At 59.9% G+C, this 20,842-nt stretch carries 23 protein-coding genes; 10 read left to right on the forward strand and 13 right to left on the reverse strand.

What is annotated here, in order from left to right; translation table 11 throughout:
• Window positions 1-2: 2 nt before the first annotated feature.
• Genes virB9 through GNP00_RS21715 form a run of 11 tightly spaced genes read right to left on the reverse strand, consistent with a single transcriptional unit; the run spans window position 3 to window position 7,900 of the window.
• Window positions 3-836, reverse strand: a complete 834-nt coding sequence (gene virB9, locus GNP00_RS21665) for a P-type conjugative transfer protein VirB9 (protein WP_049764565.1) — start codon at window positions 834-836, stop codon at window positions 3-5.
• Window positions 837-856: 20 nt separating this feature from the next.
• Complete coding sequence (locus GNP00_RS21670; RefSeq protein WP_011578789.1) at window positions 857-1,528, reverse strand: VirB8 family type IV secretion system protein; 672 nt, start codon at window positions 1,526-1,528, stop codon at window positions 857-859.
• 5 nt (window positions 1,529-1,533) lie between these two features.
• Complete coding sequence (locus tag GNP00_RS21675) at window positions 1,534-1,800, reverse strand: hypothetical protein (RefSeq protein WP_018431390.1); 267 nt, start codon at window positions 1,798-1,800, stop codon at window positions 1,534-1,536.
• Window positions 1,801-1,851: 51 nt separating this feature from the next.
• The gene (locus GNP00_RS21680) at window positions 1,852-2,748 is read right to left on the reverse strand and encodes a TrbL/VirB6 family protein (protein ID WP_166016293.1); all 897 of its coding nucleotides are present in this window, start codon (window positions 2,746-2,748) and stop codon (window positions 1,852-1,854) included.
• A gap of 4 nt (window positions 2,749-2,752) precedes the next feature.
• Window positions 2,753-2,989 carry an EexN family lipoprotein gene (locus tag GNP00_RS21685; protein ID WP_011578792.1) on the reverse strand — a complete coding sequence of 79 codons (237 nt, stop codon included), beginning with the start codon at window positions 2,987-2,989 and terminating at the stop codon, window positions 2,753-2,755.
• Window positions 2,986-3,681, reverse strand: coding sequence for a P-type DNA transfer protein VirB5 (gene virB5, locus GNP00_RS21690; protein WP_011578793.1), 696 nt, complete (start codon window positions 3,679-3,681; stop codon window positions 2,986-2,988). The genes GNP00_RS21685 and virB5 overlap by 4 nt, the downstream gene beginning before the upstream one ends.
• Window positions 3,681-6,062, reverse strand: a complete 2,382-nt coding sequence (locus GNP00_RS21695) for a VirB4 family type IV secretion/conjugal transfer ATPase (protein WP_011578794.1) — start codon at window positions 6,060-6,062, stop codon at window positions 3,681-3,683. The genes virB5 and GNP00_RS21695 overlap by 1 nt, the downstream gene beginning before the upstream one ends.
• Window positions 6,055-6,393: a VirB3 family type IV secretion system protein gene (locus tag GNP00_RS21700; protein ID WP_011578795.1), complete on the reverse strand. Its 339-nt coding sequence runs from the start codon at window positions 6,391-6,393 to the stop codon at window positions 6,055-6,057. The genes GNP00_RS21695 and GNP00_RS21700 overlap by 8 nt, the downstream gene beginning before the upstream one ends.
• A 3-nt stretch (window positions 6,394-6,396) precedes the next feature.
• Window positions 6,397-6,696 carry a TrbC/VirB2 family protein gene (locus GNP00_RS21705; protein ID WP_011578796.1) on the reverse strand — a complete coding sequence of 100 codons (300 nt, stop codon included), beginning with the start codon at window positions 6,694-6,696 and terminating at the stop codon, window positions 6,397-6,399.
• A gap of 7 nt (window positions 6,697-6,703) precedes the next feature.
• Window positions 6,704-7,378, reverse strand: a complete 675-nt coding sequence (locus tag GNP00_RS21710) for a lytic transglycosylase domain-containing protein (RefSeq protein ID WP_011578797.1) — start codon at window positions 7,376-7,378, stop codon at window positions 6,704-6,706.
• 3 nt (window positions 7,379-7,381) lie between these two features.
• Window positions 7,382-7,900 carry a hypothetical protein gene (locus GNP00_RS21715; RefSeq protein WP_011578798.1) on the reverse strand — a complete coding sequence of 173 codons (519 nt, stop codon included), beginning with the start codon at window positions 7,898-7,900 and terminating at the stop codon, window positions 7,382-7,384.
• A 155-nt stretch (window positions 7,901-8,055) separates the two neighbouring features.
• Here GNP00_RS21715 and GNP00_RS21720 point away from each other — a divergent pair, with 155 nt between their 5' ends.
• The 6 genes from GNP00_RS21720 (at window position 8,056) to repC (GNP00_RS21745) (ending at window position 14,859) form a co-directional block, all read left to right on the forward strand.
• Window positions 8,056-8,343 (forward strand): MarR family transcriptional regulator, encoded by a 288-nt coding sequence (locus GNP00_RS21720; RefSeq protein WP_245262446.1) that lies wholly within the window; start codon window positions 8,056-8,058, stop codon window positions 8,341-8,343.
• A 420-nt stretch (window positions 8,344-8,763) separates the two neighbouring features.
• Window positions 8,764-10,251 (forward strand): plasmid replication protein RepC, encoded by a 1,488-nt coding sequence (gene repC, locus GNP00_RS21725; RefSeq protein ID WP_343034347.1) that lies wholly within the window; start codon window positions 8,764-8,766, stop codon window positions 10,249-10,251.
• Window positions 10,251-10,850, forward strand: coding sequence for a hypothetical protein (locus GNP00_RS21730; protein WP_011578801.1), 600 nt, complete (start codon window positions 10,251-10,253; stop codon window positions 10,848-10,850). Before repC (GNP00_RS21725) ends, GNP00_RS21730 begins: the two co-directional genes overlap by 1 nt.
• Window positions 10,851-11,097: 247 nt before the next feature.
• Complete coding sequence (repA, locus tag GNP00_RS21735; protein WP_011578802.1) at window positions 11,098-12,315, forward strand: plasmid partitioning protein RepA; 1,218 nt, start codon at window positions 11,098-11,100, stop codon at window positions 12,313-12,315.
• A complete protein-coding gene (gene repB / locus GNP00_RS21740; RefSeq protein ID WP_011578803.1) occupies window positions 12,312-13,358 on the forward strand; it encodes a plasmid partitioning protein RepB in 1,047 nt (348 codons plus the stop codon). Before repA ends, repB begins: the two co-directional genes overlap by 4 nt.
• A 190-nt stretch (window positions 13,359-13,548) precedes the next feature.
• Window positions 13,549-14,859 (forward strand): plasmid replication protein RepC, encoded by a 1,311-nt coding sequence (gene repC, locus GNP00_RS21745; RefSeq protein ID WP_166016294.1) that lies wholly within the window; start codon window positions 13,549-13,551, stop codon window positions 14,857-14,859.
• A gap of 57 nt (window positions 14,860-14,916) precedes the next feature.
• Here the strand turns inward: repC (GNP00_RS21745) and GNP00_RS21750 are convergent, their stop codons facing one another.
• Both GNP00_RS21750 and GNP00_RS21755 read right to left on the reverse strand, forming a co-directional pair.
• Window positions 14,917-15,846: a recombinase family protein gene (locus GNP00_RS21750; RefSeq protein WP_011578805.1), complete on the reverse strand. Its 930-nt coding sequence runs from the start codon at window positions 15,844-15,846 to the stop codon at window positions 14,917-14,919.
• Window positions 15,847-16,293: 447 nt separating this feature from the next.
• Window positions 16,294-17,520: a site-specific integrase gene (locus GNP00_RS21755; RefSeq protein ID WP_011578806.1), complete on the reverse strand. Its 1,227-nt coding sequence runs from the start codon at window positions 17,518-17,520 to the stop codon at window positions 16,294-16,296.
• 125 nt (window positions 17,521-17,645) lie between these two features.
• Between GNP00_RS21755 and GNP00_RS21760 the strand changes: the two genes are divergently transcribed.
• The 4 genes from GNP00_RS21760 to GNP00_RS21775 all read left to right on the forward strand — a co-directional run bounded on the left by GNP00_RS21760 (window position 17,646) and on the right by GNP00_RS21775 (window position 20,162).
• Window positions 17,646-17,915, forward strand: coding sequence for a DUF1403 family protein (locus tag GNP00_RS21760; protein WP_011578807.1), 270 nt, complete (start codon window positions 17,646-17,648; stop codon window positions 17,913-17,915).
• A 34-nt stretch (window positions 17,916-17,949) separates the two neighbouring features.
• Window positions 17,950-18,663: an IS6 family transposase gene (locus tag GNP00_RS21765; protein WP_011578808.1), complete on the forward strand. Its 714-nt coding sequence runs from the start codon at window positions 17,950-17,952 to the stop codon at window positions 18,661-18,663.
• A 69-nt stretch (window positions 18,664-18,732) separates the two neighbouring features.
• Window positions 18,733-19,137: a UPF0149 family protein gene (locus GNP00_RS21770; protein WP_011578809.1), complete on the forward strand. Its 405-nt coding sequence runs from the start codon at window positions 18,733-18,735 to the stop codon at window positions 19,135-19,137.
• 209 nt (window positions 19,138-19,346) lie between these two features.
• Window positions 19,347-20,162 (forward strand): GntR family transcriptional regulator, encoded by an 816-nt coding sequence (locus GNP00_RS21775; RefSeq protein WP_011578810.1) that lies wholly within the window; start codon window positions 19,347-19,349, stop codon window positions 20,160-20,162.
• Window positions 20,163-20,842: the final 680 nt, after the last annotated feature.

The following is a 20,842-nucleotide window of genomic DNA, read 5'->3' on the forward strand; positions in this document are numbered from 1 at the left end:
CCTTATTGTCCGGCGGCCGGAACCTTCACCACTCGTTCGACCGAGGGCGAGGTGGTATTGGTTCCCGGATCGACGCCTACCGGCGAATAGGCCTCGTTGAAGATGCAGAGCGTGTCCGATCCACGCCGCAGGATAAACTTGCGGCTGATCGCATGGACCAGAACGAGGTCGCCCTGAACCGTCTTCGGCACCAGGCTTTCCGTCCCGTCGGAATTCTCTATGTAGATCGCGGGCATCTCCTGATTGCCGCTGAAGGCAAAGGTCGTCACCTTGCCATTATCGTAGACCGCCTGCGGTTCGATTGCGGCGGAGCCTTGCGCCGAATAACGCCAGTTTCGTGGGCCGTATTGTTCATGGATGCCGAGGACCTGATCGGCATAACCAGCCTCGGCCGCACGCTTCTTCGCCTCATCCTCGAGGCGTCGCCGCTCTGCTTCATCGGCTGGATAACGGTACTTCACATAGAAATAGGTATTTTGCCCGGCATCGACCGACCCGTCTCGAACGACCAATTCCATCTGATAGCTGCGCTTGGAGCCGTCGCGCCGTGTCGTCACAACCGAGATGTTGGTGGCGGGTTGGTTCTCGCGTGGTTTGAGGAACAGGATGTGGCCGGCAGGTGCGACTTCCCAGGCAACGGTATTGCCGAGTGCCACATGAGCGATTTCCTCGTCTGGCGCGAACTCCACCTGGACCGAAGAACGGATCGTGCCGACGATGCGGGTGATATTGTAGGGTTGGTAGCTGACGAAACGCACGCGATTGTCCTGCTGCGCGCTGGTCGGAATCTCCAGGGTCTGAACAGGGAATGCGGTCAGTGCCGCGATGATGGCCACGGCAAGGAACGATCGTTTTCTCAATTCAAGGCCTCCGGATCGGCCCGGTACTCGCTCACCACGAACCCAAGCGGGTTCACCAACCGGTCGCTGGAGGATATTGGGGCATTGGCATAGGAATAGGTGATCGTTGCCACCCAATGGGTTGTGCGGACATCTTCGCCGCGTGTGATTGTCCGCGTGTAGCGGACTGAAACGACATTGCTGTTGATGAGTGAGATTGACTTGATCCCGATACGGGACGTCGCCGAGCGCCCATAGACATTCTGCGGAGATTCCGGATTGCCGCCGCGATACGCGGCCGCAAAGCGCTGCTGCTCAGCCGCGTTCGACATCAGCGATGCGGTCCGGAAATTCTCTTCCGCTTCCGACCAGACATAGCCTTCGCGTGCCCGGACGTAACGGGCGGCGAAATATTTGGTGACCTCCTCGTCATAGTTGCCGGCGGTCGACGCCATGGCTGACACGACGTCGACGATGCCGGTCGAATTGTCGACGCGGATGACAAAGGGTTCGACCGTCTTGAGCGGCGTCAGCGCGACCACGGCGGCAACCGAGACGCAGGCCAGCACGCTGGCGACGATGGCGACGAACCAGGCGAGTCGTTTTGAGCGCTCGGCGGAGACCATCCGGTCCTGATCGAAGCGGCGCGCCTTGTCGAAATATTCCTTGAGACTGTCTGTCGTCACCATGCCCCCTACCCTGCCCGGCAAGCGGCGTGAGAGCCGGCTTCGTCGAATCCGGCGAAGGCTACGGTCGCGACGGTTGGTTCATGCTCGGCGAACGCCAAGGCTAACGCGTCGCCACCAGCGCGCGAGGATTGCTGTTGCGGATTGCCCTGTGCTTTCCCGGCATCCCAATCCCACATCGAACGATTGAGCGGACGCTTCGCGTAACCGTCGCATTTGGGCAGCGGGTAACTTAGCGTCGCGCAGCCGGAGACCGCCGCCAGCAGCCCCATCATTGTTACAACTCGAACTATATGCACGCTGAAATACCCCTCATGGTAATGGCGTCAGGCTCCTCTGCCGGTCAGCCTGCGCCAACTCCAACCGATCGCGCGCACTACGGTGTTGTTGTGCCCATCGCGCGCCGCGGTATAGCCATAGGTCAGCGAGGCACCGCCGGAGGCGAGCGCCGAGGCAATACCTGGCAGCTGATAAAAGACGTACAGTGACGCAAGCCCGATGGCGCCGACGGCGATCGGGCGCATCAGGACGTCGCTGTAAGCCTCGACAGTCGTAAACATGGTCGCGAAGCTGGTGACCAGCAGCGAGCCGACCGCGACAACCAGAACCTGCAGAATGACGAAGTTGGCGAGCTGCCCGATCCACGCCTCGGTGAAGCGGCGTGTCGACTGGAACATGGCCAGTGCGATGAAGATCGGTCCGATCGCGAGAACGATCGCAAGGGCGACCCGCGCATAGAGTGAAACAACATAGCCGATCGAGGCCACGACAAAAGTCACAAACACGACGACAAGACCGGCAAAACCGGTCAGCGGATCGACCGGCCATGAGGCCTGTGCCCAAATATCATTGGCGGATTTCTGACCCTTGTCGAGCAGACTGTCGAAGGTCGTAGCGCTCGGCGCGCCGCCGGTATTCAGTGCTTCGGAAACTTCCCTGGGCAGAATCTCGAAAAAGACGTTAGTCACATAGGTCTGATATTCGCCGGCGTTCCTCAGCAGCATCAGTATGATGGCGAGCTTTATCGCCCGGAAGGCAAACTCCATGATCGGTTCCTGCACCGATCCGCGCAGGATCAGGAAACCGTAAAGGATCACGTAGAGTGTCAGCGCTGCTGTCAACGGCCCCGTCACCCACGCGCTGATCCCGCTTGTACCGGAACTGATGAAGTTCTGGAGCGGCGTCGTGAACTGGCGATCGAGAAAGCCGAAGACGGTGTACATGGCGCTATCCCCCCAGCGCCCTGTTCATGCGCTCGAGCCGGGCCTTGCCTTCCGCCTCTTCGGCATTGCGGCAATTGGGCGTCTCCCCGAGTTCACCGGGGTTCTCGCGGCACTTTCCGATATGATCAGCGCGCAGGCTCTCGTCGGCGAGAAATTCGCTGACGGTGATGACCGTAGCCGGAGGCGGTTCCGAACACGCCGCCAGCAATGCCATCATGACGAGAGCCGCGACATGCTTCATTGCGACAGCGCCGTGTTCATCGTGTCGATGCGCTTGCGCCAGTCTTCCGCCTTGCGCTGATCCTCGACCTGGGCCTGCGCCTGCTGGACCATCTGCAGCCCCTGCATCCTAAGGAGATCGGTCTGCAGGAAGGCACTTTCGGCCTGAATGCGCGCCTGGAGATCGGCGATGTCCTTGGCATCGCTTGCCGACGATATCTGCTGGCGCAACTGATCGATCCCATCGATGCGCTTGGTGGCGGCATCGTAAATCTGCTGGCCAAGGCTCATTTGGCCGGCATTGCGGTTCTGAACGCGCGCCAGTTCCTGGGCGTAGAAATCGTTGGCCGAGGTCTGGTAGGTCGAGTTCTCGCCGAGGAATTTCGAGGCGGCATCGCCGAACGCACCCGAGCCGTTGCCGCTGAGCAGGCTTTCGATCGCCGCAAAGTCTTGCGGTAAGGCTTTGCGGATTTCCGGCTGGTTCAGGAGGGAAACAACATCGGCCATGTTCGTCAGCTTGTTCAGCGATCCGAACAATTGCTCGGCTTGGGTGATTTGCTGATTGAGCGCGTCAAGCTGCGACTTGAGCTGGGTGATGCTCTCAATGTGCTTCAGGATCGCCGTCTGGTCGATCACGGGAATCCCTTGCGCGCCGGCGCCGCTGGCCGACAGGACAAGGATGGCGGCAGCCATCATCGATTTGCGCATACGCATCAGCCTGCACTCCTTTGCTGCTGGAAGAGAGGAAGCCATGCTTCCGGATCGTCGCCGGTCTCCGCCCGGATCGTATCGGCAAGTTCGACGTTGGCGGTGCGACCGGAGAGCACGGCGAGTTCGTCGTCGAAGCCGCCGAGATTGAGCTCGGCGACGACGCTGTTATGACCCTGCTTGACGATGAAGCGGCGGCTCTCGTTGGAGAGCTCCCGTGCGATCAGCTCATATTCCCGTTCGGTGAGCTTGAAGCCGTCGACGTAGTCGGCTCGACTGCCACGCGAGTTGGGCATGAAGACCTGGGTGGGGCACTGCTCGATGATGGTGTGCGCAATCGGAGAGTTGATCGCATCGCGCGGGCTTTGCGTGGCGAACAGCATGAGCCCATTCTGTTTGCGGATGGTCTTGAGCTTGTTCTGGGCGAGATCGCGAAAGCCTTCGTCGGCAAGCGCCTTCCAGAACTCATCGATCACGATGATGATGCGGCGGCCGTCGATCAGCTGCTCGACCCGGTGGAAGAGATAGGCCATCAGCGGCGTGCGGATTTCCTCATTGTCGAGGAAGTCGGTCATGTCATAGCCGACGAACTTGCCGCCAACACCGAAGTCTCCAAGGCCAATGTCCTCAATGACGTTATCGAATACCCAACCGAGCGGCCCTCCCCTCTCCCAGCGGCGCAATCGAGATGCGATGCCTTCGGGATCGGTGTTGTTGAGAAAGGTGCGCAGCGCGCCGATCGTGCGCCGCTCTACCGGCAGATCGGCGAGCCCATCGATGGCATTGGCGATGTCGCGGGTTTCCGCGACGGAGAGTTCTCGCGTTTTCGAGCCGACAAGCTTGGTCACCCATTGCGCCAGAAACACTTTGTTCTCCGGCGTCAGTTCCATGCCCTTCAGCGGGGCACAGCCGGTCGGCCGGCCATTTTTTAGCGGCAGGTATGTGCCGCCGGCGGCGCGCACGAAAAGATCGGCGCCGCGGTCCTTGTCGAAAAACACAATATTGGCATCAAACTTCTCGCCCTGCGACAGGATGAAGTTGAGCAGCACCGTCTTGCCAGAGCCGGAAGGTCCGCCGATGAAGGTGTTGCCGAGATCGCCATAGTGAAGATTGAAATAGAGCGGAGATCCCGACGCCGTCTTCAGCATGGCAACGGCAGGTCCCCATTCGTTGCCGTCGCGCTGACCGACCGGATAGGAATGAAACGGCGAAAAGGCCGCGAAATTCTTCGAGGTGATCGCGCCGGAGCGGACGCGATAGCGGAAGTTGCCGGGAAGCTGCGCCCACCAGGCCGCTTCCAGCCCGAGATCCTCGCGCGCAACGACCGCGCCGCCGTTGGTCAGATGGGTTCGGCTCTTCGCCAGATTGTCCGTTAATTCCCTCACCGTTCCGGCGAAGACCGTAAGCGTCAAGTGATGGTTACCCAGCACGAAGCGGTTGGATTCCAAATCGTCCAGCGCATCATCGAGCTCCTCGAGCTGCGACCCGGCCTTGTCGCCGGCGCTGACCATCTGGTTCTGCTTGCGTCCCATCACCGTCTTCGCATCTGACTTCGACAGGAATGAGAAGCTCTGGGTCAGGATCAGTTCATAGGGGACGGTCAACAAGCCATCGAACATGCCGGGCCGCGTGCGGGCCGGATATTCCTTGAAACCGAACATGCCTGCATAACGGCTCGATCCTTCGTGACGGATCTCGACCGTCTCGCGTCCGACAATGACGCGGTCGGAATAAATTGCCGATGAAACGCGGCCCTCGGTCAGCGGCACGGCTTCACGGCGGCCGCCCACCAGTTGGTGCAGCACTTCGCTCGGCTCCGAGAAGACAAGGCCGTCGCGCTCTTGAAGGGTGAGAACGCGCGGGCCGAAACGCTTCAGGCCGGCTGTAACGTCGACGATGGTGTCGTCGAGACGCTTGAGGGCATCCACATCAAGCTCCACCCCGCGTCGCCGCGCCTTGCGCAATCTCGACAGGAACGCTGCCACCCGCTCGGCTGCATCCTTGCCCGGGTGCCATACGAGGCTGAGATACAGATCGTTGCGGAACAAGTCCTCGCCGATCATGCGGTTGCGGTACTTGTCGTTCAGCGTGCGCGAGAAGGCGTTCGCGAATTCGCCGTCAGGATACTCGTTGTCGCGTCGCCGAACGACATGCGTCCACAGCGCCAGCCGCTCATCCGCGATGTTGCGGTAGAGCGTGTTGAGGTCCCGGTGCAGCGCATTGAGGTCCAGCGTGTCGGCCGTCTCGAACGACACGCCTTCGAGCGCGATGACCACCATCAGGGCACGGGAGTCAAGCGCGATCACCCGTTCATCGATGTGGCGGACGTAGGGGATGAAGGTCTCGGGTTCGAGCTCACGGCTCCTGACGGTCGCGGTACTAGGCAAGGCCGAGATCCCTTTCGTCATAGCGCCGAACGAGCTTCATCGGAGTGAGACTCGATCCGCCCCAGAACCCGCTGTTGCGGGTTCTGCCCCGCGTCTCGATCCAACCGAGCAGCACGCGGAACATATTGTGGTCGTGCTTGACGATGGCCTTGAAGATGACGTGGAACACCAGGCCCACGAGCGCGTAGGCCACGGATCCCGCGACTATGAAGAGGATCGTCGTGAAGATCATGTTGATCCCCATCGCCTCCATCGTCACGCCGCCAATCATCGCCGGCCTGGTGCAGGCGAGAAACAGCGTGTCTTCCTCAAGGGCAATCCGTTCGGTCACGCACTAGCCTCCTGAGATCATGTTGACGATCTCGGTCGCACCGAAGATGATTCCGATGCCAAGCACGACAAACGCCGCCTTGCGAAGATCGAGGTAGCCGAACATCCATGCGATCCCGACAATGATCACGGCGATGATGGCCAGCAGTCTGGCGACATTGCCGGTGAGCATGTTGACGATATTCTGCAGCACACTTTCGATGCCGCCCGCCTGGGCGAAGCTCGGCTCGACCAAGGACAGGGAAAATACCGCCGCCATCGTCGCGGTCGCCGCGAATGGCCTTATGCGAGCCGATAGGTTCATGGGCTCATCACTCCTTTTGCTCGTTGGAAAAGACGAGGACGGAGGATTGCCGCCCCGCGTTATAGACGTCCCATCGCGGCACTGAAGCCTGCGACCTCTGCTGGCTCTTCTCGGCCTGATCGCCTTCGGCCGTCGCGGCAGACGACTCCCCTGCCCTCTCGCGTGCGGGCAACGCCTGCGCCTTCGCTTCGACAATCTCGATACTGTCGAGTTGGTTGGACAGTCGCGCGCGCTCGGCCAGCACTTTTTTGTCGTAGCGCACCATTTCGCCGACAGAGGGGTCGCCATTGCCGAAATAGCTTCGCAGCATGACGGCTTCGGCCTGCGCCGTCGTCGCGCCGCCTTGGAGCGCTATTTGGTAGTAATGCTCAAGGAGCGACGCGCTGGCCTTGATGTTGAGGCAGAAGTCGAAGGTATCGCTGACGGAAAGGCCGAGCCGGCCGAGATTGCCGGAATTGATCCCGGCAAGTCCGAGGTCAATATCGTGGCCCTCGGCAATCAGGGTTGTCGCGGTTTCGATTGCCTCGGCTCTGGTTTTGGGCTGCTCGGCGAGCGGACGATCTGTGTTGATGCGGATGGCAAAGGGTTGGAAGCCGCTCTCGACGCTCACGACAGCCGCGATTGTTTCCGTGGCGATCTGCGGCGCGCAGTTTTGAGCGAGATCGAGGAAGGCAACCGGCATAGGTTAGAACCACACGCGCTGGCGGCCGGCGCCATCGATGGTAACGTCGACGTACCTCGGCTGCTCGCGCACATAAGGATGTTGGGTGACCAGTGCCTTGCAAACCCGCTTGCCGTCCTCGAAATGCCAGCGTCCCGAGGCGCCCCCATTGTCACGATAACTGCACATGGCGCTGCTAACGACTTTGGGTTCGGTGGAGACGCAACCGACTTCATTCCGACGATCCCCCGAACGCGTGACGAGACGGAACCCGGCATCGCAATAGTACGGCTCGTAACGGGGCTTCGTCGCTGTGAAGCCGACACCGCTGCAAATCGGGAAGGAACGGCCCTTCGCCAGATGCGACCACAACCGCTCAATCGGGGGGCGGCACTCGGCGTACTGCGTTGCGCCACCGGGATTCGAAAGGCATAGGAGAACCTGGCAACCCCAATCATCTGCCCGCGCAATGGAAGACGAAAACGTGTACAATGGAACGCAGAGTAAAAAGGCAGAAAGTGCCCGAATGACCGCATTTTTCATGCCCAAACTCCCGTTTGTCTCTCCACTGGCTCGCCGTCCGTGAGGCTTCACCACCTTTTCATACTGCACGTTAACGAATAGATAAGAAGATGCCAAGCCCATTAAACCAACGCTGGCACAACACGGTTTTTGCGACCTTGGCTACGCACGAGATCATGTCAAAGCCCCTGCCCGACGAGACGCCGAATTCGCGTCTGCGCCAGCTCGGCATGATGAATCTCCTGTACACGCTGCAAAAGGCAGATACGGCGCTGACCATAACGAACGTGACGGAAGTCACTGGAATGACAAGGAAAGCAGCGCAGGAAGCCATTGATCCGCTGGTCGTGCGAGGGCTTTTGAAAGAGTCCTGGGGGCGCACGTCAATCGGGCGTGGCAAGGCCCGGCAGTACGAGATCGCGCCGGAAATCTTCGAGAGGCTTCAGGGCGTTTACGGCTCCTAAACCGCGCTACGTGATCCTCAGTCGTTTGAAAAGTCGTCTTAAAAAGACTTCCATTACATGATGAAAACGCACAGTAGTGCTTGCGCATAAGCGCGCTAGCATACTTCGCGCAACGACTCACCTGCTCTCACGCGCAGACTGATTCGTTTCGCGTAGACAAACCGTGTGATGGAGAAGCTATACGGCAAAAAAGGAACGGCCCCGGAAGTTGACGCTTCCAAGGCCGGTTCACTGAAGATCGAAATTCTTTGCTGGGGCTCTTTGGCGAGAACCGCAACCTGTGACGGGTCGAATAATCGCAAAAGCCCAAATTTGTGTCAAGGCAAAACGCCACTTCGGCGAACGATCCTGCTTGCCGTTTCGGGAGGTACCGGAATGAGCACTACTGAAGAATTTGCATCGGCCGAAGGATTGAAACCAGTGGCCGGTGTTCGTCGGATCACGCCCGCCGGCCTGGCCGCGCACCGGGCAGCTCGGGACTATGCTGGCGATCGGACACTGGCCGTAAAGCGGATTGAGGCATTGCAGTTGGCTAAGCGCGCGGCCGCCGCGTTGGGACTGAAGGCGGCGAAGATTGCGATGATAGACAAACTGTTCGGCTATTCGCCCGCGGCCGACTGGACCTGCAAGGACGCCAGCCCGATCGTCTGGCCCTCTAACGAGGCCCTCGCGCGGCAACTCGGCTTATCCATCTCTACGGCCCGACATCATCTGCGCGGGCTGGCCGCGGCAGGACTTATCGCGCATGCATCGCACCCCACCTACCAGCGTCGTGGTGTTCGGGACGACCAAGGCAAGATCGTGGAGGCGTTTGGGATCGACCTATCGCCGATCATCATGCGTTATGACGAACTTCTCGAGATCGCCCTTGCCTATGAGCAGGAAGGACGCGAGCGCAGGACGCTCTCCTATCAGCGTACACAGATCCGCAGAGAGATCGAGGCTGTCCTGGTGGCGGCGGAACGCGATGGGCTCGTGGGCAACTGGCAACACTTCCACGCGAGGCTGGATAGGCTGCGGGAATGCGTGCCGGGTGACCTGGGCCAATTCCGCGAGTTGATCGAAGAGTTGACCGTTCTCCGTGAGCAGGTTGAAGAGGCGTACCGAAGCGCGTCGCAACGCTCAAATTTAGACACCGCGGTGACGAGTTTTCGTCAGGTACAAACTACAGCGGATCTTCCCTGTGTAGAAGAAAGTAGAAACTCGCCCCCCGCCGTAACGGACAGACTTATTTCAGGCGCCCCACCCCGCCCCACCCCACTGACTTCCGGAAGAAGACTGGCAGATGCGCTAGCGGCCGCTGGAACGGATGGCAGGCCGGCGCTGAGCCCGGTTGACGACATCGGCAATGTATCGCTCGGACTGGTGCGAGCCGCCTGCCCTGCCCTTCAAAAGCACGTCCCCGAGGTCTTCGACAGTTGGACAGCGCTGCGGTCATCAGGCCGCCGGCTGTGCGCCGCCGCGACAATCAATGCCCAGGTATGGACCGAGGCGGAAAACGATCTGGGACCGGACGCGGCGATCGCCGCGCTTGCTGTCACCGTGCAGCGCGCAGATGATGGTCAGGTCGCCAACCCCGGCGCGTATCTTCGGAGACTCATTCAGCGAGGCAGAAACGGGCAGTTGCGAATTAGCCGGTCTTTGTTTGCGCTTGCCGGCGCGAAGGGCGGCGGCGTCGCAATTCATTCCTCGCGCCCGGTACATCCCTATCGCGGCTTTCCTCAGGACCGCATCAACTGGTCCGGTTGGGCGGAGCTGGTTCGCGAGCATGCGCCCAAACCGACGCCTGATGTCGAGACCGTGGCGGATGCCTTCAGGTCCTGGTGCCGCAAGGGGAATATCGATCTCGCCCAACCGAGCATCGAAAAAGCATTTATTGGGTTCTGCAAGAAGTGGCGGATGCGTTGATGAAGGTTCGGACGAGATATGTGGAAAGCCGAGGCTGCGGGTGGGGTCCGGCAGCCTATGCGATCGCCATTGCATTCAGCTTGTTCTCGACCGCCGGCAGCGTCGCCGCCCAGGGTTTGCCGGAAACGGTCATAGGCAAAGCGCAAATCTACGATGGCGTCACGTTCGATTTGATTCAGGACGGAGGACGATATCGTACTGCGACCCGAATCCGCCTGGAGGCCGTCGATTCCTGCGAACTCCGACAGAAGGCGCGTCTTGGAAATGTGGACTGGCCATGTGGCGCAGTGGCTACGGCGTGGCTCGCGTCTCGCACATTGGTCAAGGAGGTCGAGTGTCGGCCGACCCGCGTTATTCCAGGTGGAGGGTATCGAGCGCTGTGCTACGTCGACGCGATCGACATAGCAGCTTTGGGTCTCGGGCAGGGGATGTATGTCCTGGCTGTGTCAAAGCATGAAGATCCGCTGCCCGGCTATGCGGAGATCGAGGCGAAGGCAAAGGCCGCGAGCGCAGGGATTTGGTCGAGTAATTTCATGACTCCTGCGGATTGGCGCCGCGCTAATGGCACGTATAATCCTCTCTCGCCACAACGATGGTGATTCTCGTAGGCGCCATCGCGGTTGGGCTCCGTCGACACCGTGCGTGGCTGTGGCCCTGGGGCGGACCGAGATTACCAGTTAGCCGCGGCTAACTTCCCCGACTGAATGCTGGTACCCCGGGGCATTCATATCTCGTTAACCCTTATTTTGTTGCAGAACAGAAAGAATCGGGCATAGTTCGCTCACCTGCGGAGTTTTTCGCAATCTCGTAAATTTTCCGCAACTACCGCAGGAATGGAAGAACCTGATGGAGACCACTGCTAAACCGCCAGCGTCAACCGACGTGACCAATGAGCTCAAGACCCTCATTCAGCGTCATTCCGCGGCGCTGTCGTCCGAGCTCCAAGCACATCACGTTAGCACATTTCAACCAGGCGCGGAAAAAGGCATTCGCAATTTTTCGCCGGCCGAAACCGCGAAGCTGATCGGAATCACGGAGGGTTACCTCCGACAGGTCGCTAGCGAGATGCCGGACGTTAGTAACGTCTCGGCGGGGGGGCGCCGTACATATTCGGTCGAGGCGATCCATGAGATTCGGAAGTCACTGGACAGTGGGACTCGAGGAAACAAGCGATACTTACCCTGGCGCACCGGCTCCGAGCAACTCCAGGTCATCACTGTGATGAATTTCAAGGGGGGGTCGGGAAAGACAACGACGACGGCCCACCTCGCTCAGTATCTTGCTCTTCGCGGCTACCGCGTCCTAGCTATCGACCTGGACCCGCAAGCAAGCCTCTCCGCGCTGTTCGGACACCAACCCGAGCTCGATGTCGGGCCCAACGAAACGCTCTACGGAGCAATCCGGTATGACGAAGAGAAGCGCCCGATCGCCGAGATTGTCAGAGCAACGTATATCCCAGATCTCCATCTGGTGCCTGGCAATCTCGAATTGATGGAGTTCGAGCACGATACGCCAAAGGCCCTAATGACGCGTGCGCCGGGCGATACTCTGTTCTTTGCGCGCATTGGACAGGCGCTTTCTCAAGTTCAGAAGCTGTACGATGTCGTGGTAATCGATTGCCCGCCGCAACTAGGTTTCTTGACGATGTCAGCGCTTACCGCCGCGACGTCGGTTCTGATCACGATTCATCCGCAGATGCTGGACGTAATGTCGATGAGCCAGTTCCTGGCGATGACGGGAGATCTGCTCGAAGAAATCAGTAGGGCAGGGGCGTCGTCGCAATATCTCTGGATGAAGTACCTAGTGACTCGCTTTGAGCCAAGCGACGGCCCGCAGAACCAGATGGTCGCCTTTTTGCGCTCTATTTTTGGCGATCACGTCCTCAATCACCCGATGCTCAAGAGCACCGCGATTTCCGATGCCGGTCTCACCAACCAAACAATTTTCGAGGTGGAGAGAAGCCAGTTTACGCGGTCGACCTACGACAGAGCGTTGGAATCTGTTGACAGTGTCAACGCTGAAATTGAGGCGCTGATCAAGAAAGCATGGGGTAGGGCCGCATGAGCCGGAAGCAGATCTTTGGCAACCTGTCGCAAAAGCCGACGGATCAAACCCGCGATACCGTGCCCGCAGTCTCGCAGGAAGACCAAGGCCCACGCCGGCCATCAAGGCTGCGACCTCTTCTAGGTTCACCTGATTTGACCGATCCGAGCGATGCCACGCCGGTTGGTGCCCTTGGGCAGTCGCTCGGGGAGCTCAGTGAGCGTTCGAAGCGAGCGGACGAAATTGAAAAGAAGCTCCTATCGGGCCAGATCATAGTCGAACTCGACACTGCCGACGTAGAGCCTTCATTTATCCCGGACCGAATGTTGTCCGATGATGAAGCTTTTCGCGGTTTTGTGGACTCGATCCGGAACGAGGGGCAACAGGTTCCCATCCTAGTTCGGCCCCACCCCGACGACCCAGCGAAATATCAAGTTGCATTCGGACATCGCCGACTGCGCGCTGCGATCGCTCTGGAGCGGCCGGTAAAGGCCGTCGTTAGGACGATGAGCGACCAAGAACTGGTCATTGCGCAAGGGCAGGAGAACAACGAGCGGCAGGACCTCTCCTACATCGAAAAAGTTCGCTTCGCGCAACGCCTCGAAAAGCAGTTCCCTCGTGACGTCATCATGTCAGCCTTGGCGATCTATAAGAGTGATCTTTCAAACATGCTGGCTGTCGCGGCGAAAATTCCCGAGGACTTGATTGAAGCCATCGGCCCCGCGCACGGCGTAGGCCGTCGCAATTGGATGGCATTGGCCGATATGTTGGCGTCAGACAAACAGCGCGCAAAGCAGGCGCTGAACGTCGCCAATCGTCCTGGGTTCGAGCTGCTTAAGTCGAAGGAGCGCTTCGAGGCAGTTGCGAAAGCTCTCAAGGACGGTGCGCTCGCTCCGAAAGACGAGGTGCCTGTCACTCACCAGGGCAATGAAGTTGGTAGAATTTCTCAGACGAAGCAGAAGGTGACGCTCAGCGTCGATCGGAAGGCTTCCCCCGAGTTTGCGGAATTCGTCTTGAACGAGGTCCCCCGACTCTACGCGGAATACCGCAAGAGCGTCGGATAGCGGCGAACTGAACACGAAGCAGGAGATCGAAACGAAGCAAAAGAAAAAGGCCCCCAAAACATCGTTCGGAAGCCCTTCTCCAAGTTAGCACCCAGAGAATCGCACTTCCGCGAATCGCAGTCAAGAGTCCGCGACGGAAAACGTCGTTTCGGCGAGCCAATTTCTTTTGCCTAGCGATAGGTGAAAGACAATGCAGATACATATTTCAACGACGCCCTTCGGGCGGCGAGCGCTGACGCTTGGCCAGATCGCCAGCCAGGCGACCGCAAAGGCAATGCCCAAGGAGGCAGCCGCCAATAAGTGGCAGGTCTTCCAGCATATCCGTGAAGCGCGCGAGCCGCTCGGCGCGACCGATCGCTCTCTGGCGATCCTCAACGCGCTGCTTTCATTCCACCGGGAAACGGAGCTCTCGGCCGTGGGGGAACTCATCGTCTGGCCGTCGAACGAGCAGCTCATGGCCAGGGCCAATGGCATCTCGCCGGCAACGCTTCGCCGCCATCTGGCTGTGCTGGTGGAATGCGGTTTGATCATTCGTCGCGACAGTCCGAACGGCAAGCGCTTCGCCCGCAGGAGCAGGGCAGGGGAAGTGGAGCAGGCCTATGGCTTCGACCTGTCGCCGATCGTCGCCCGCGCCGAGGAGTTTCGTGATCTCGCTGAGACCGTCCAGGCGGAGAAGAAGGCGTTTCGCGTTGCCAGGGAGCGTCTGACGCTGCTGCGGCGCGATATCGTCAAGATGATTGACACCGGGATCGAAGAGGGCGTGCCGGGTAATTGGGGCAGGGTGCTTCAAGCCTATCAAACGATCATCGCAACGCTTCCGCGCACGGCGCCGAGGCAACTTCTCGAGGACATCTGCGGGCAACTCGCGGAACTTCACGCCGAGATCAGTGACATATTGGAATCCTTTACAAAAACGCAAAATGCGAACGCCAATGAGTCTCATTTTGAGCGCCACATACAGAATTCAAATCCCGAATCCATATCTGAATCTGAACACGGCTTTCGAGAAAAGAATGAAGCGAGCGGCAGCGCTGCGGAAACCGACAACGTGCGGAGCTTGCCGAAGCGTGATTTGCCGTTGAGTATTGTGCTGGATGCCTGCCCTAACCTGCTGGAAATCGTTCAATCGGGTGAGATCCGCCACTGGCGCGACTTGCTTGCGGCCGCAGAACTTGGACGAACGATGCTCGGTATCAGTCGGAGCGCCTGGCAGGATGCCCAAGGCGTCATGGGCGAGGTTCAGGCCGCGATTGCACTGGCCGCGATTTATCAGCGATCGGGTCAGATCAACAGCGCGGGCGGATACTTGCGGAGCCTGACAGACAAGGCGAGGGAAGGGAAGTTCTCGACCTGGCCGATGATCATGGCGCTGCTGCGGGCCAAGCTGTATGAGAACAAGCGGCGGCAATCAGAAGCCGCGGGCAACGCCGGCGGAGCACCGCGACTTGAGTTCTCGGATTCGCTCGTGAAAAGTCTGCAGAAGTTAAAGCCGCTGCCATGATGCCGCTCGTTTGGTGTCTCTCACGATCGGGCACTGGCTGTCACCGCCCAGGCATGGTCACGAAGTTTCGCTCGCCAGCAGTCCAGAGCGCCGGGCGCGGTCGAGCAGGTTCTTCACCGATGATGGAGACCACTTGGCTCCGCCGCGCGGTGTGCGCTCGTGAAGTTTCTCGAGCTGCGCCCCAATCTCCCGGAGCGTCAAATCCGGGTTCGAGGCGTGGATACCAGTGACCAGCGTCATCAGCCGGTCCTCCGGGAGGCGAGGCGGCGATTTCCGAAGCAAGGCGGGGTCTGCCATGTGCTCGGTAACCAGCCATCTCACGGCGCGACGAAGCCGCTCGGGCGTCCAGTCCTGCCCTCGTTGCTGCAGTACCCGCGCGATGTCATCCCAAGTATGATCCGGGCGCATGCGCTTCACAGTCGGAAGCCACTGGCTGGCAGTTGCCTGGATGCGTGCGCCGTAAGCTGCCTTCTGGGCGGCTGTCATCATGGCGAGCGTCTCCGGTCGGCGTTCGCGGATCCCAGGGTTTCCGGAGAGCTTTCCCCTCGCCTTCGCCGCCCTTATGCCGGCCTTCGTGCGTTCGGAAATCAACGAGCGCTCCAGCTGCGCCACGGCGCCGAGCACTTGGAGAGAAAACATGCCCTGCGGCGTCGTGGTGTCGATCGGATCCCGCAGCGAGCGAAAATGCACCCCTCTTTCCGTCAGGTCCTCAATCACCTCGAGCAAATGGCTGACGGAGCGCGCAAGGCGGTCGATGCGGACGACAACGAGGGTGTCGCCGGCGCCAACGTCGCGCAGCAGCTTGCTGAGAGCCGGCCGGGCGCGCGATGCGCCGGAGCCGTGCTCCTGGACGATCACATCGCAGCCGACAGAGCGCAGTTCGATTTCCTGCGCTTCTGTCGCTTGTTCATCCGTAGACACGCGCGCATAGCCGATCAGGCGGCCCTGTGGTCGACGGGAAGCTCGTTTTTGCGTCTCAGCTGCCATTTGGAGCGCCTCCGAGCTGCCCATCGTTCCGTTTTCCAAACATAGAAGATACGGATAAACGATCGTTTGTAAACGTCTCTTGAAGGCCTTCCTGACACTCGGCCGAGCTTGAAACCTCCGCAAATCGGCGTTTCTCGTCAATCTGAGCCACGATCGAGGAGCATCTGTTCAATCCGGAAGCCGCTGACGCATCTTATTGTACGCGCGCGTGGCAAAAGTACCGCTGTGACGGAAGTGAAGACTATGATAGCTTCCGCATGGAGAACAAAGTGAAGTTATTACAATGCGGTATGAGATCGGAGATTTGCCCCTCCAAGCCCTCCTGCCGGCGATCGGCAGAGCGGATGTCGGTTTTACTTCCCGATTTCAATTGAAGCGCTAAGCTGAAAATCCCCCTCCGGAGCCGCTTCTCGGCGGCCGAAAAACGGGGGAGGGGAGGGGGCTTTTCTACAACCCCGACGCCTTGGTGAGATTGACGCGAAACCGATCGCGCCGCCGCTGATACTTGCGAGTCATCTCCGCGCTCGAGTGGCCGAGCTGCTTCTGGACGTAGCGTTCATCGACCTCGGCCGAGGACGCCAGACCGGCGCGGAGCGAATGGCCGGCAAACTTCATTCCGCGCTCGCCCTCCGGCAGATCGCCGCGCACGCCAGCCGCCAGTGCGGTGCGTTTTACGAGGCGGGCGACCTCCTGGTCGTTGAGCCGATCGGCTCCGACTTTTTTGCCTTGCCCCGTCACCCTTCGGAACAGTGGTCCATGAGCGATGCGGGCGAGCTTGAGCCAGGTCTCCAGCGCGACGACGGGGCAGGTGGTGTCGGACGAGCCTCGTCCGACCTCGACCTCGCGCCAGCCGGTCTTGCCGCGCAGGCGCAACAGCATCCCCTTGTCGAGGATTTCGATCCAGCCGGACGAATCCTCGGTCTGGTCGCGGCCGCAGTCGAGGCCCACGACTTCCGAACGGCGCAGGCCGCCGGCAAAGCCGAGCAGCAGCATGGCGCGATCGCGCAGGCCACGCAGGGTGCCGCGGTCGAGCGTTTCCAGCATGGCGATCAGATCCTCGGGCAATACCGCCTCTTTCTGCCGGGGCGGGGCGGCATGCTTGTTGCGGATGCCGGCCATGACGGTGGCGATGTGCCGATCCTTCCTGTCGAGCGGCTGGCCGCGCTGGGCATAGTTCCACGTCAGCGCCGAGAGCCGGCGCTCGATCGTCGACACGGAGTTCGGCTTCCTGTCCCCGGTTGCCTTTCCGGACGCGCAGGCGGCGATGTAGAGGCCGACCACCTGCGGATCGGGCGGAAACATCTCGACGCCCTGCCGTCGGCACCAGCTCGCAAACTGCTTCCAGTCCGAGGCGTAGGCGCGGCGCGTGTTGGACGAGCTCGCCGCCTCGACGTAATCGCGGGCCCGATCGGCCAGCGCGTCGAGATGCGCCGGCAGGCGCGGGGTCGAGACGACCGGAAGGGCAGGGGAGGGGGCACCGTCCGGCGGCTCCTCCGGCGCGCGGCCCATCTCCAGGACAACGTCGATGATGTCGGGCATGTCGTCGGCGATCGAGGCATCATGCTCGGCCGAGCCCGCCGGCGCGGTTTCGTCCACGCCCGGCGGCGTTTCCTGTGGTTGAGCGGAGCGATGCCGAGTACGATTTTCGGAGTTTTGATCGATGTGAGAGGCCATTTTCTATATAAAGACGAAAATGACGGATAATGCAAGATTATCAGTCATTATGTGATGAAGACAAGCCGTGCGGATAACTGCGAAGAATCTGGCCTAAACCGCACCGATGCAGTAGTCTTGCGGACATGGATTCGTCTTTCGCCACCGCCTTTCCGAGATCCGCGCCACCGGCCCTGCTGCCCGCCTGGTCTGTTCCGCGCGGACGTGATTTGGCAGAGACGGATGCGGCGTTTCATGCCGGTATCGCGCTGAAATCACTTGATGATCTTGTGCGTTCCGAACCGAACTGGGCCGGCTGCTGGCGGCAGCGCCAGGCGCTGAAATGCGCCGCAACGGCCGTGCGACTGATGGGCCGCAACGAGGACGAAACGGCGCTGCGGGTGGCGTCGCCTTAACGGGCTGTTTGCACCGACTTGCTATCGGGCTTTGATGACCGAGACCTCGCTTGCCCACTTCAAACGCCACCGGTTTCCCGCTGAGATCATTGCTCATGCTGTCTGGCTCTATTATCGGTTCCCGCTCAGCTTCCGTGATATTGAGGATCTGTTGGCGGAGCGCGGCATCAGCGTCTCATTTCAGACCGTCTCGGAATGGGCGGCGAAATTTGGCGTGAAGTTCGCCCATCAGCTCCGACGCCGCTCACGAGGCTACTTTGCCGACAAATGGCACCTCGATGAGATGGTGGTGACGATCAAGGGAAAGAAATACTGGCTGTGGCGCGCTGTCGATACCAACGGTTACGTCCTCGATGCCCTGCTGCAAAGCCGAAGGAACAAGGCGGCCGCTATGCGTTTGATGCGCAAGCTGCTCAAGGACCAGGGTACCGCCCCGCGTGTGATGGTGACCGACAAGCTGCGTTCCTATTCCGCCGCAAAATCCCAGTTGATGCCGGGCGTCGAGCATCGCTCGCACAAAGGGCTCAATAATCGGGCCGAGAATTCTCACCTTCCCGTGCGACGACGCGAGCGACGCATGATGCGCTTCAAATCCGCGCGCCAATGTCAGCGTTTCGTCTCAGCTCACGGCCAGATTGCCAATCTCTTTCTTCTTCACCGGAAATACTTGACCGCCGCAGACCATCGCCAGCTTCGCGCTCACGTCATCTCGACATGGCGCGAAATCGCTTCATCCATTGGCGCGTGAAATTCTAGCGGAAGAAACTATCGCGTCTCAAAATCGGTTAAGGCGACGCCACCCCCTGCACATACCTGGTTGCCGCACGTATTCGGCGGCTCAATACCGCAAACCAGGCCAGGCTCGATCGAGGAGCGGCTCGTCAATACCGTGCTGAACCGCCACGACGAAGTCGAAAGCCTGCTGCGCGACGCGCCCGGGCACTACTTTCCGATCTTCATGAACCACAAGGGCGAGACCATCGTCGGTCCCTGGGCGATCGGATTTTCCCTTGGCCTCAGTCTGGGCGGCGAAGCGTGGGCGCCGATCCTCCTTGCCACGCCAAAGCCCGTGATCGCCCCCATCATGGCCGTCAATCCGCAGCTCGCCAAACTCCTCATCCGGCTTTCTCCTCAGGAGCGGCGCAAAATAAGGGCGACGGCCCACCACCATATCTCATCCGCAGTCCTGCAATTGCACGCAATCACAAGACACGCTCGGTAACAACGCGCCCAGCAGCATCAACCCAACCTACATGCAAGGTGGTGGGTTCGTCGCGCTTACAGTCGAACGAAGTGGATGGTGAGGTCGACGGCATGATCCTGGCGGGTCTCCTGAACGGAACGGGCGAAAGCCCAAAAAAACATGCCTTGACACATAGCCCGTCAATGGCCTGATTGTTCCTGCCAATTATCTTGCGAAGGGCAGGCCATTTGTTCAAGCACTCACAGCTCGAATCCGTGCAGGCCTGGATGGCCCATCCTGCCAATGCGACGATGCCGCTGCACGCCCGGATACAACGGGCGATCCGGCAGTTGATCCTCGACGGCGTGCTGGGACCGGGCAAGCCGTTGCCGGCCACCCGCGGGCTTGCCAAGGCACTTGGCGTGTCGCGTGATACGATCGAGGCGGCCTATATCCAGCTTCACGCCGAAGGGTTCATCGAGCGGCGAGTCGGCAGCGGCAGTTTCGTGGCCGAGATCTCGGCATTTCAGCCCGGCCAGCGCAGATCGCGGCGGGATTCGCTGTTGCGCAACCAGGCCCCGAACCTCAGCAAGCGTGGAGCAGCCATGTTCAGCGGCGGCGGCGTGCGTGACATCCTCGCGCCACGGCCGTTCACGCATGGCATACCGGAAACACGGGAGTTTCCGCTGCAATTGTGGGAGCGCCTGGAGCGGCAGGTCCTCAAGGACTACGGCACGAAAGCCCTTCTGCACGGCGATCCTCAGGGCGCCGAACCGCTCCGGAGAGCCATCGCCGACTATGTCAATCTGGAGCGCGGCGCGCGTGCCACGGCCGATCGCGTTCTCGTCCTCACCAGTTCGCAGCAGGCGATGTCGCTCTGTGCGACGACGCTGCTCGATCCCGGCGCTCTATTTCGTCGAACAATTGTAGCCGCAAAACAGTTGTACGGCGTTCGTGGAACGGTTGATGCAGCTATCGATGGCATATTCGGGATAGTGACACATGATCCCATGGTCAATGGTATCCCATGCCACCATATAGCAAATGAATGGTTCCCTGCTTAGAGCTACGAACGTAACGAACCAATTTATCGTCATTGTTCCAGCGAGGTGTACTATCTCCGCGCCAAAATGCGAGGCCGCCTCAATTCATCCTATCCTAACACCGGTTGGGGGAGCATGACGGCACGCAGATCCTTGAGCTGTGCGCCTGCAGAATGACTGAGATTGCCACCTATGCCACAGGCGGAAGTCATGCTTCCATTTACCCCATGCACCTCATTCGACAGTAGCGGTCCAAACAGCTTACACCGCCTCATGCATAGGATTTTTAGAGCGTAGCCGCTTTGAATCCGCCGAGCCAGATCCAGAACCCTTCGTGCAGCTCCGGCTCAGAGTCGCCAGGCATTTCTAAAGGTGCGAACCAGCATTGCTGCGTCGTAGAGACTAGCCGCATGCAGGGCTGGGAATTCGGCCCCCACCCGCTCCGGGGGCGATGCTCGTAAGCTGATAATACACTTGCTCCCCTCAATGACGCTCATTCTTCGCAGCTACGCATCGATTGGGCTTTTATCATTTACGTTCAGCGTCAACGATATTTCTAACCTCCGTCGATAATATAATATTTGATTATAGATAGCGCAATAATTGGCATTTGACTAAGCGTTATCATGTTGAAATATTATGCATATAGGCGGCATGAAGGCAGCCAGGGCTGAGGTGTGGAGCCGGACGTAGCTGCAGTG

Source organism: Chelativorans multitrophicus, from assembly GCF_011317445.1.
Lineage (GTDB): Bacteria > Pseudomonadota > Alphaproteobacteria > Rhizobiales > Rhizobiaceae > Chelativorans > Chelativorans multitrophicus.

Coding starts and splice junctions, on each gene's coding strand:
- GNP00_RS21670 (WP_011578789.1), bottom strand. CDS start 1,528: ATGGTGACGACAGACAGTCTCAAGGAATATTTCGACAAGGCGCGCCGC.
- GNP00_RS21675 (WP_018431390.1), bottom strand. CDS start 1,800: ATGATGGGGCTGCTGGCGGCGGTCTCCGGCTGCGCGACGCTAAGTTAC.
- GNP00_RS21680 (WP_166016293.1), bottom strand. CDS start 2,748: ATGTACACCGTCTTCGGCTTTCTCGATCGCCAGTTCACGACGCCGCTC.
- GNP00_RS21685 (WP_011578792.1), bottom strand. CDS start 2,989: ATGAAGCATGTCGCGGCTCTCGTCATGATGGCATTGCTGGCGGCGTGT.
- virB5 (WP_011578793.1), bottom strand. CDS start 3,681: ATGCGTATGCGCAAATCGATGATGGCTGCCGCCATCCTTGTCCTGTCG.
- GNP00_RS21705 (WP_011578796.1), bottom strand. CDS start 6,696: ATGAACCTATCGGCTCGCATAAGGCCATTCGCGGCGACCGCGACGATG.
- GNP00_RS21710 (WP_011578797.1), bottom strand. CDS start 7,378: ATGCCGGTTGCCTTCCTCGATCTCGCTCAAAACTGCGCGCCGCAGATC.
- GNP00_RS21715 (WP_011578798.1), bottom strand. CDS start 7,900: ATGAAAAATGCGGTCATTCGGGCACTTTCTGCCTTTTTACTCTGCGTT.
- GNP00_RS21720 (WP_245262446.1), top strand. CDS start 8,056: ATGTCAAAGCCCCTGCCCGACGAGACGCCGAATTCGCGTCTGCGCCAG.
- GNP00_RS21730 (WP_011578801.1), top strand. CDS start 10,251: ATGAAGGTTCGGACGAGATATGTGGAAAGCCGAGGCTGCGGGTGGGGT.
- repA (WP_011578802.1), top strand. CDS start 11,098: ATGGAGACCACTGCTAAACCGCCAGCGTCAACCGACGTGACCAATGAG.
- repB (WP_011578803.1), top strand. CDS start 12,312: ATGAGCCGGAAGCAGATCTTTGGCAACCTGTCGCAAAAGCCGACGGAT.
- repC (WP_166016294.1), top strand. CDS start 13,549: ATGCAGATACATATTTCAACGACGCCCTTCGGGCGGCGAGCGCTGACG.
- GNP00_RS21750 (WP_011578805.1), bottom strand. CDS start 15,846: ATGGCAGCTGAGACGCAAAAACGAGCTTCCCGTCGACCACAGGGCCGC.
- GNP00_RS21755 (WP_011578806.1), bottom strand. CDS start 17,520: ATGGCCTCTCACATCGATCAAAACTCCGAAAATCGTACTCGGCATCGC.
- GNP00_RS21760 (WP_011578807.1), top strand. CDS start 17,646: ATGGATTCGTCTTTCGCCACCGCCTTTCCGAGATCCGCGCCACCGGCC.
- GNP00_RS21765 (WP_011578808.1), top strand. CDS start 17,950: ATGACCGAGACCTCGCTTGCCCACTTCAAACGCCACCGGTTTCCCGCT.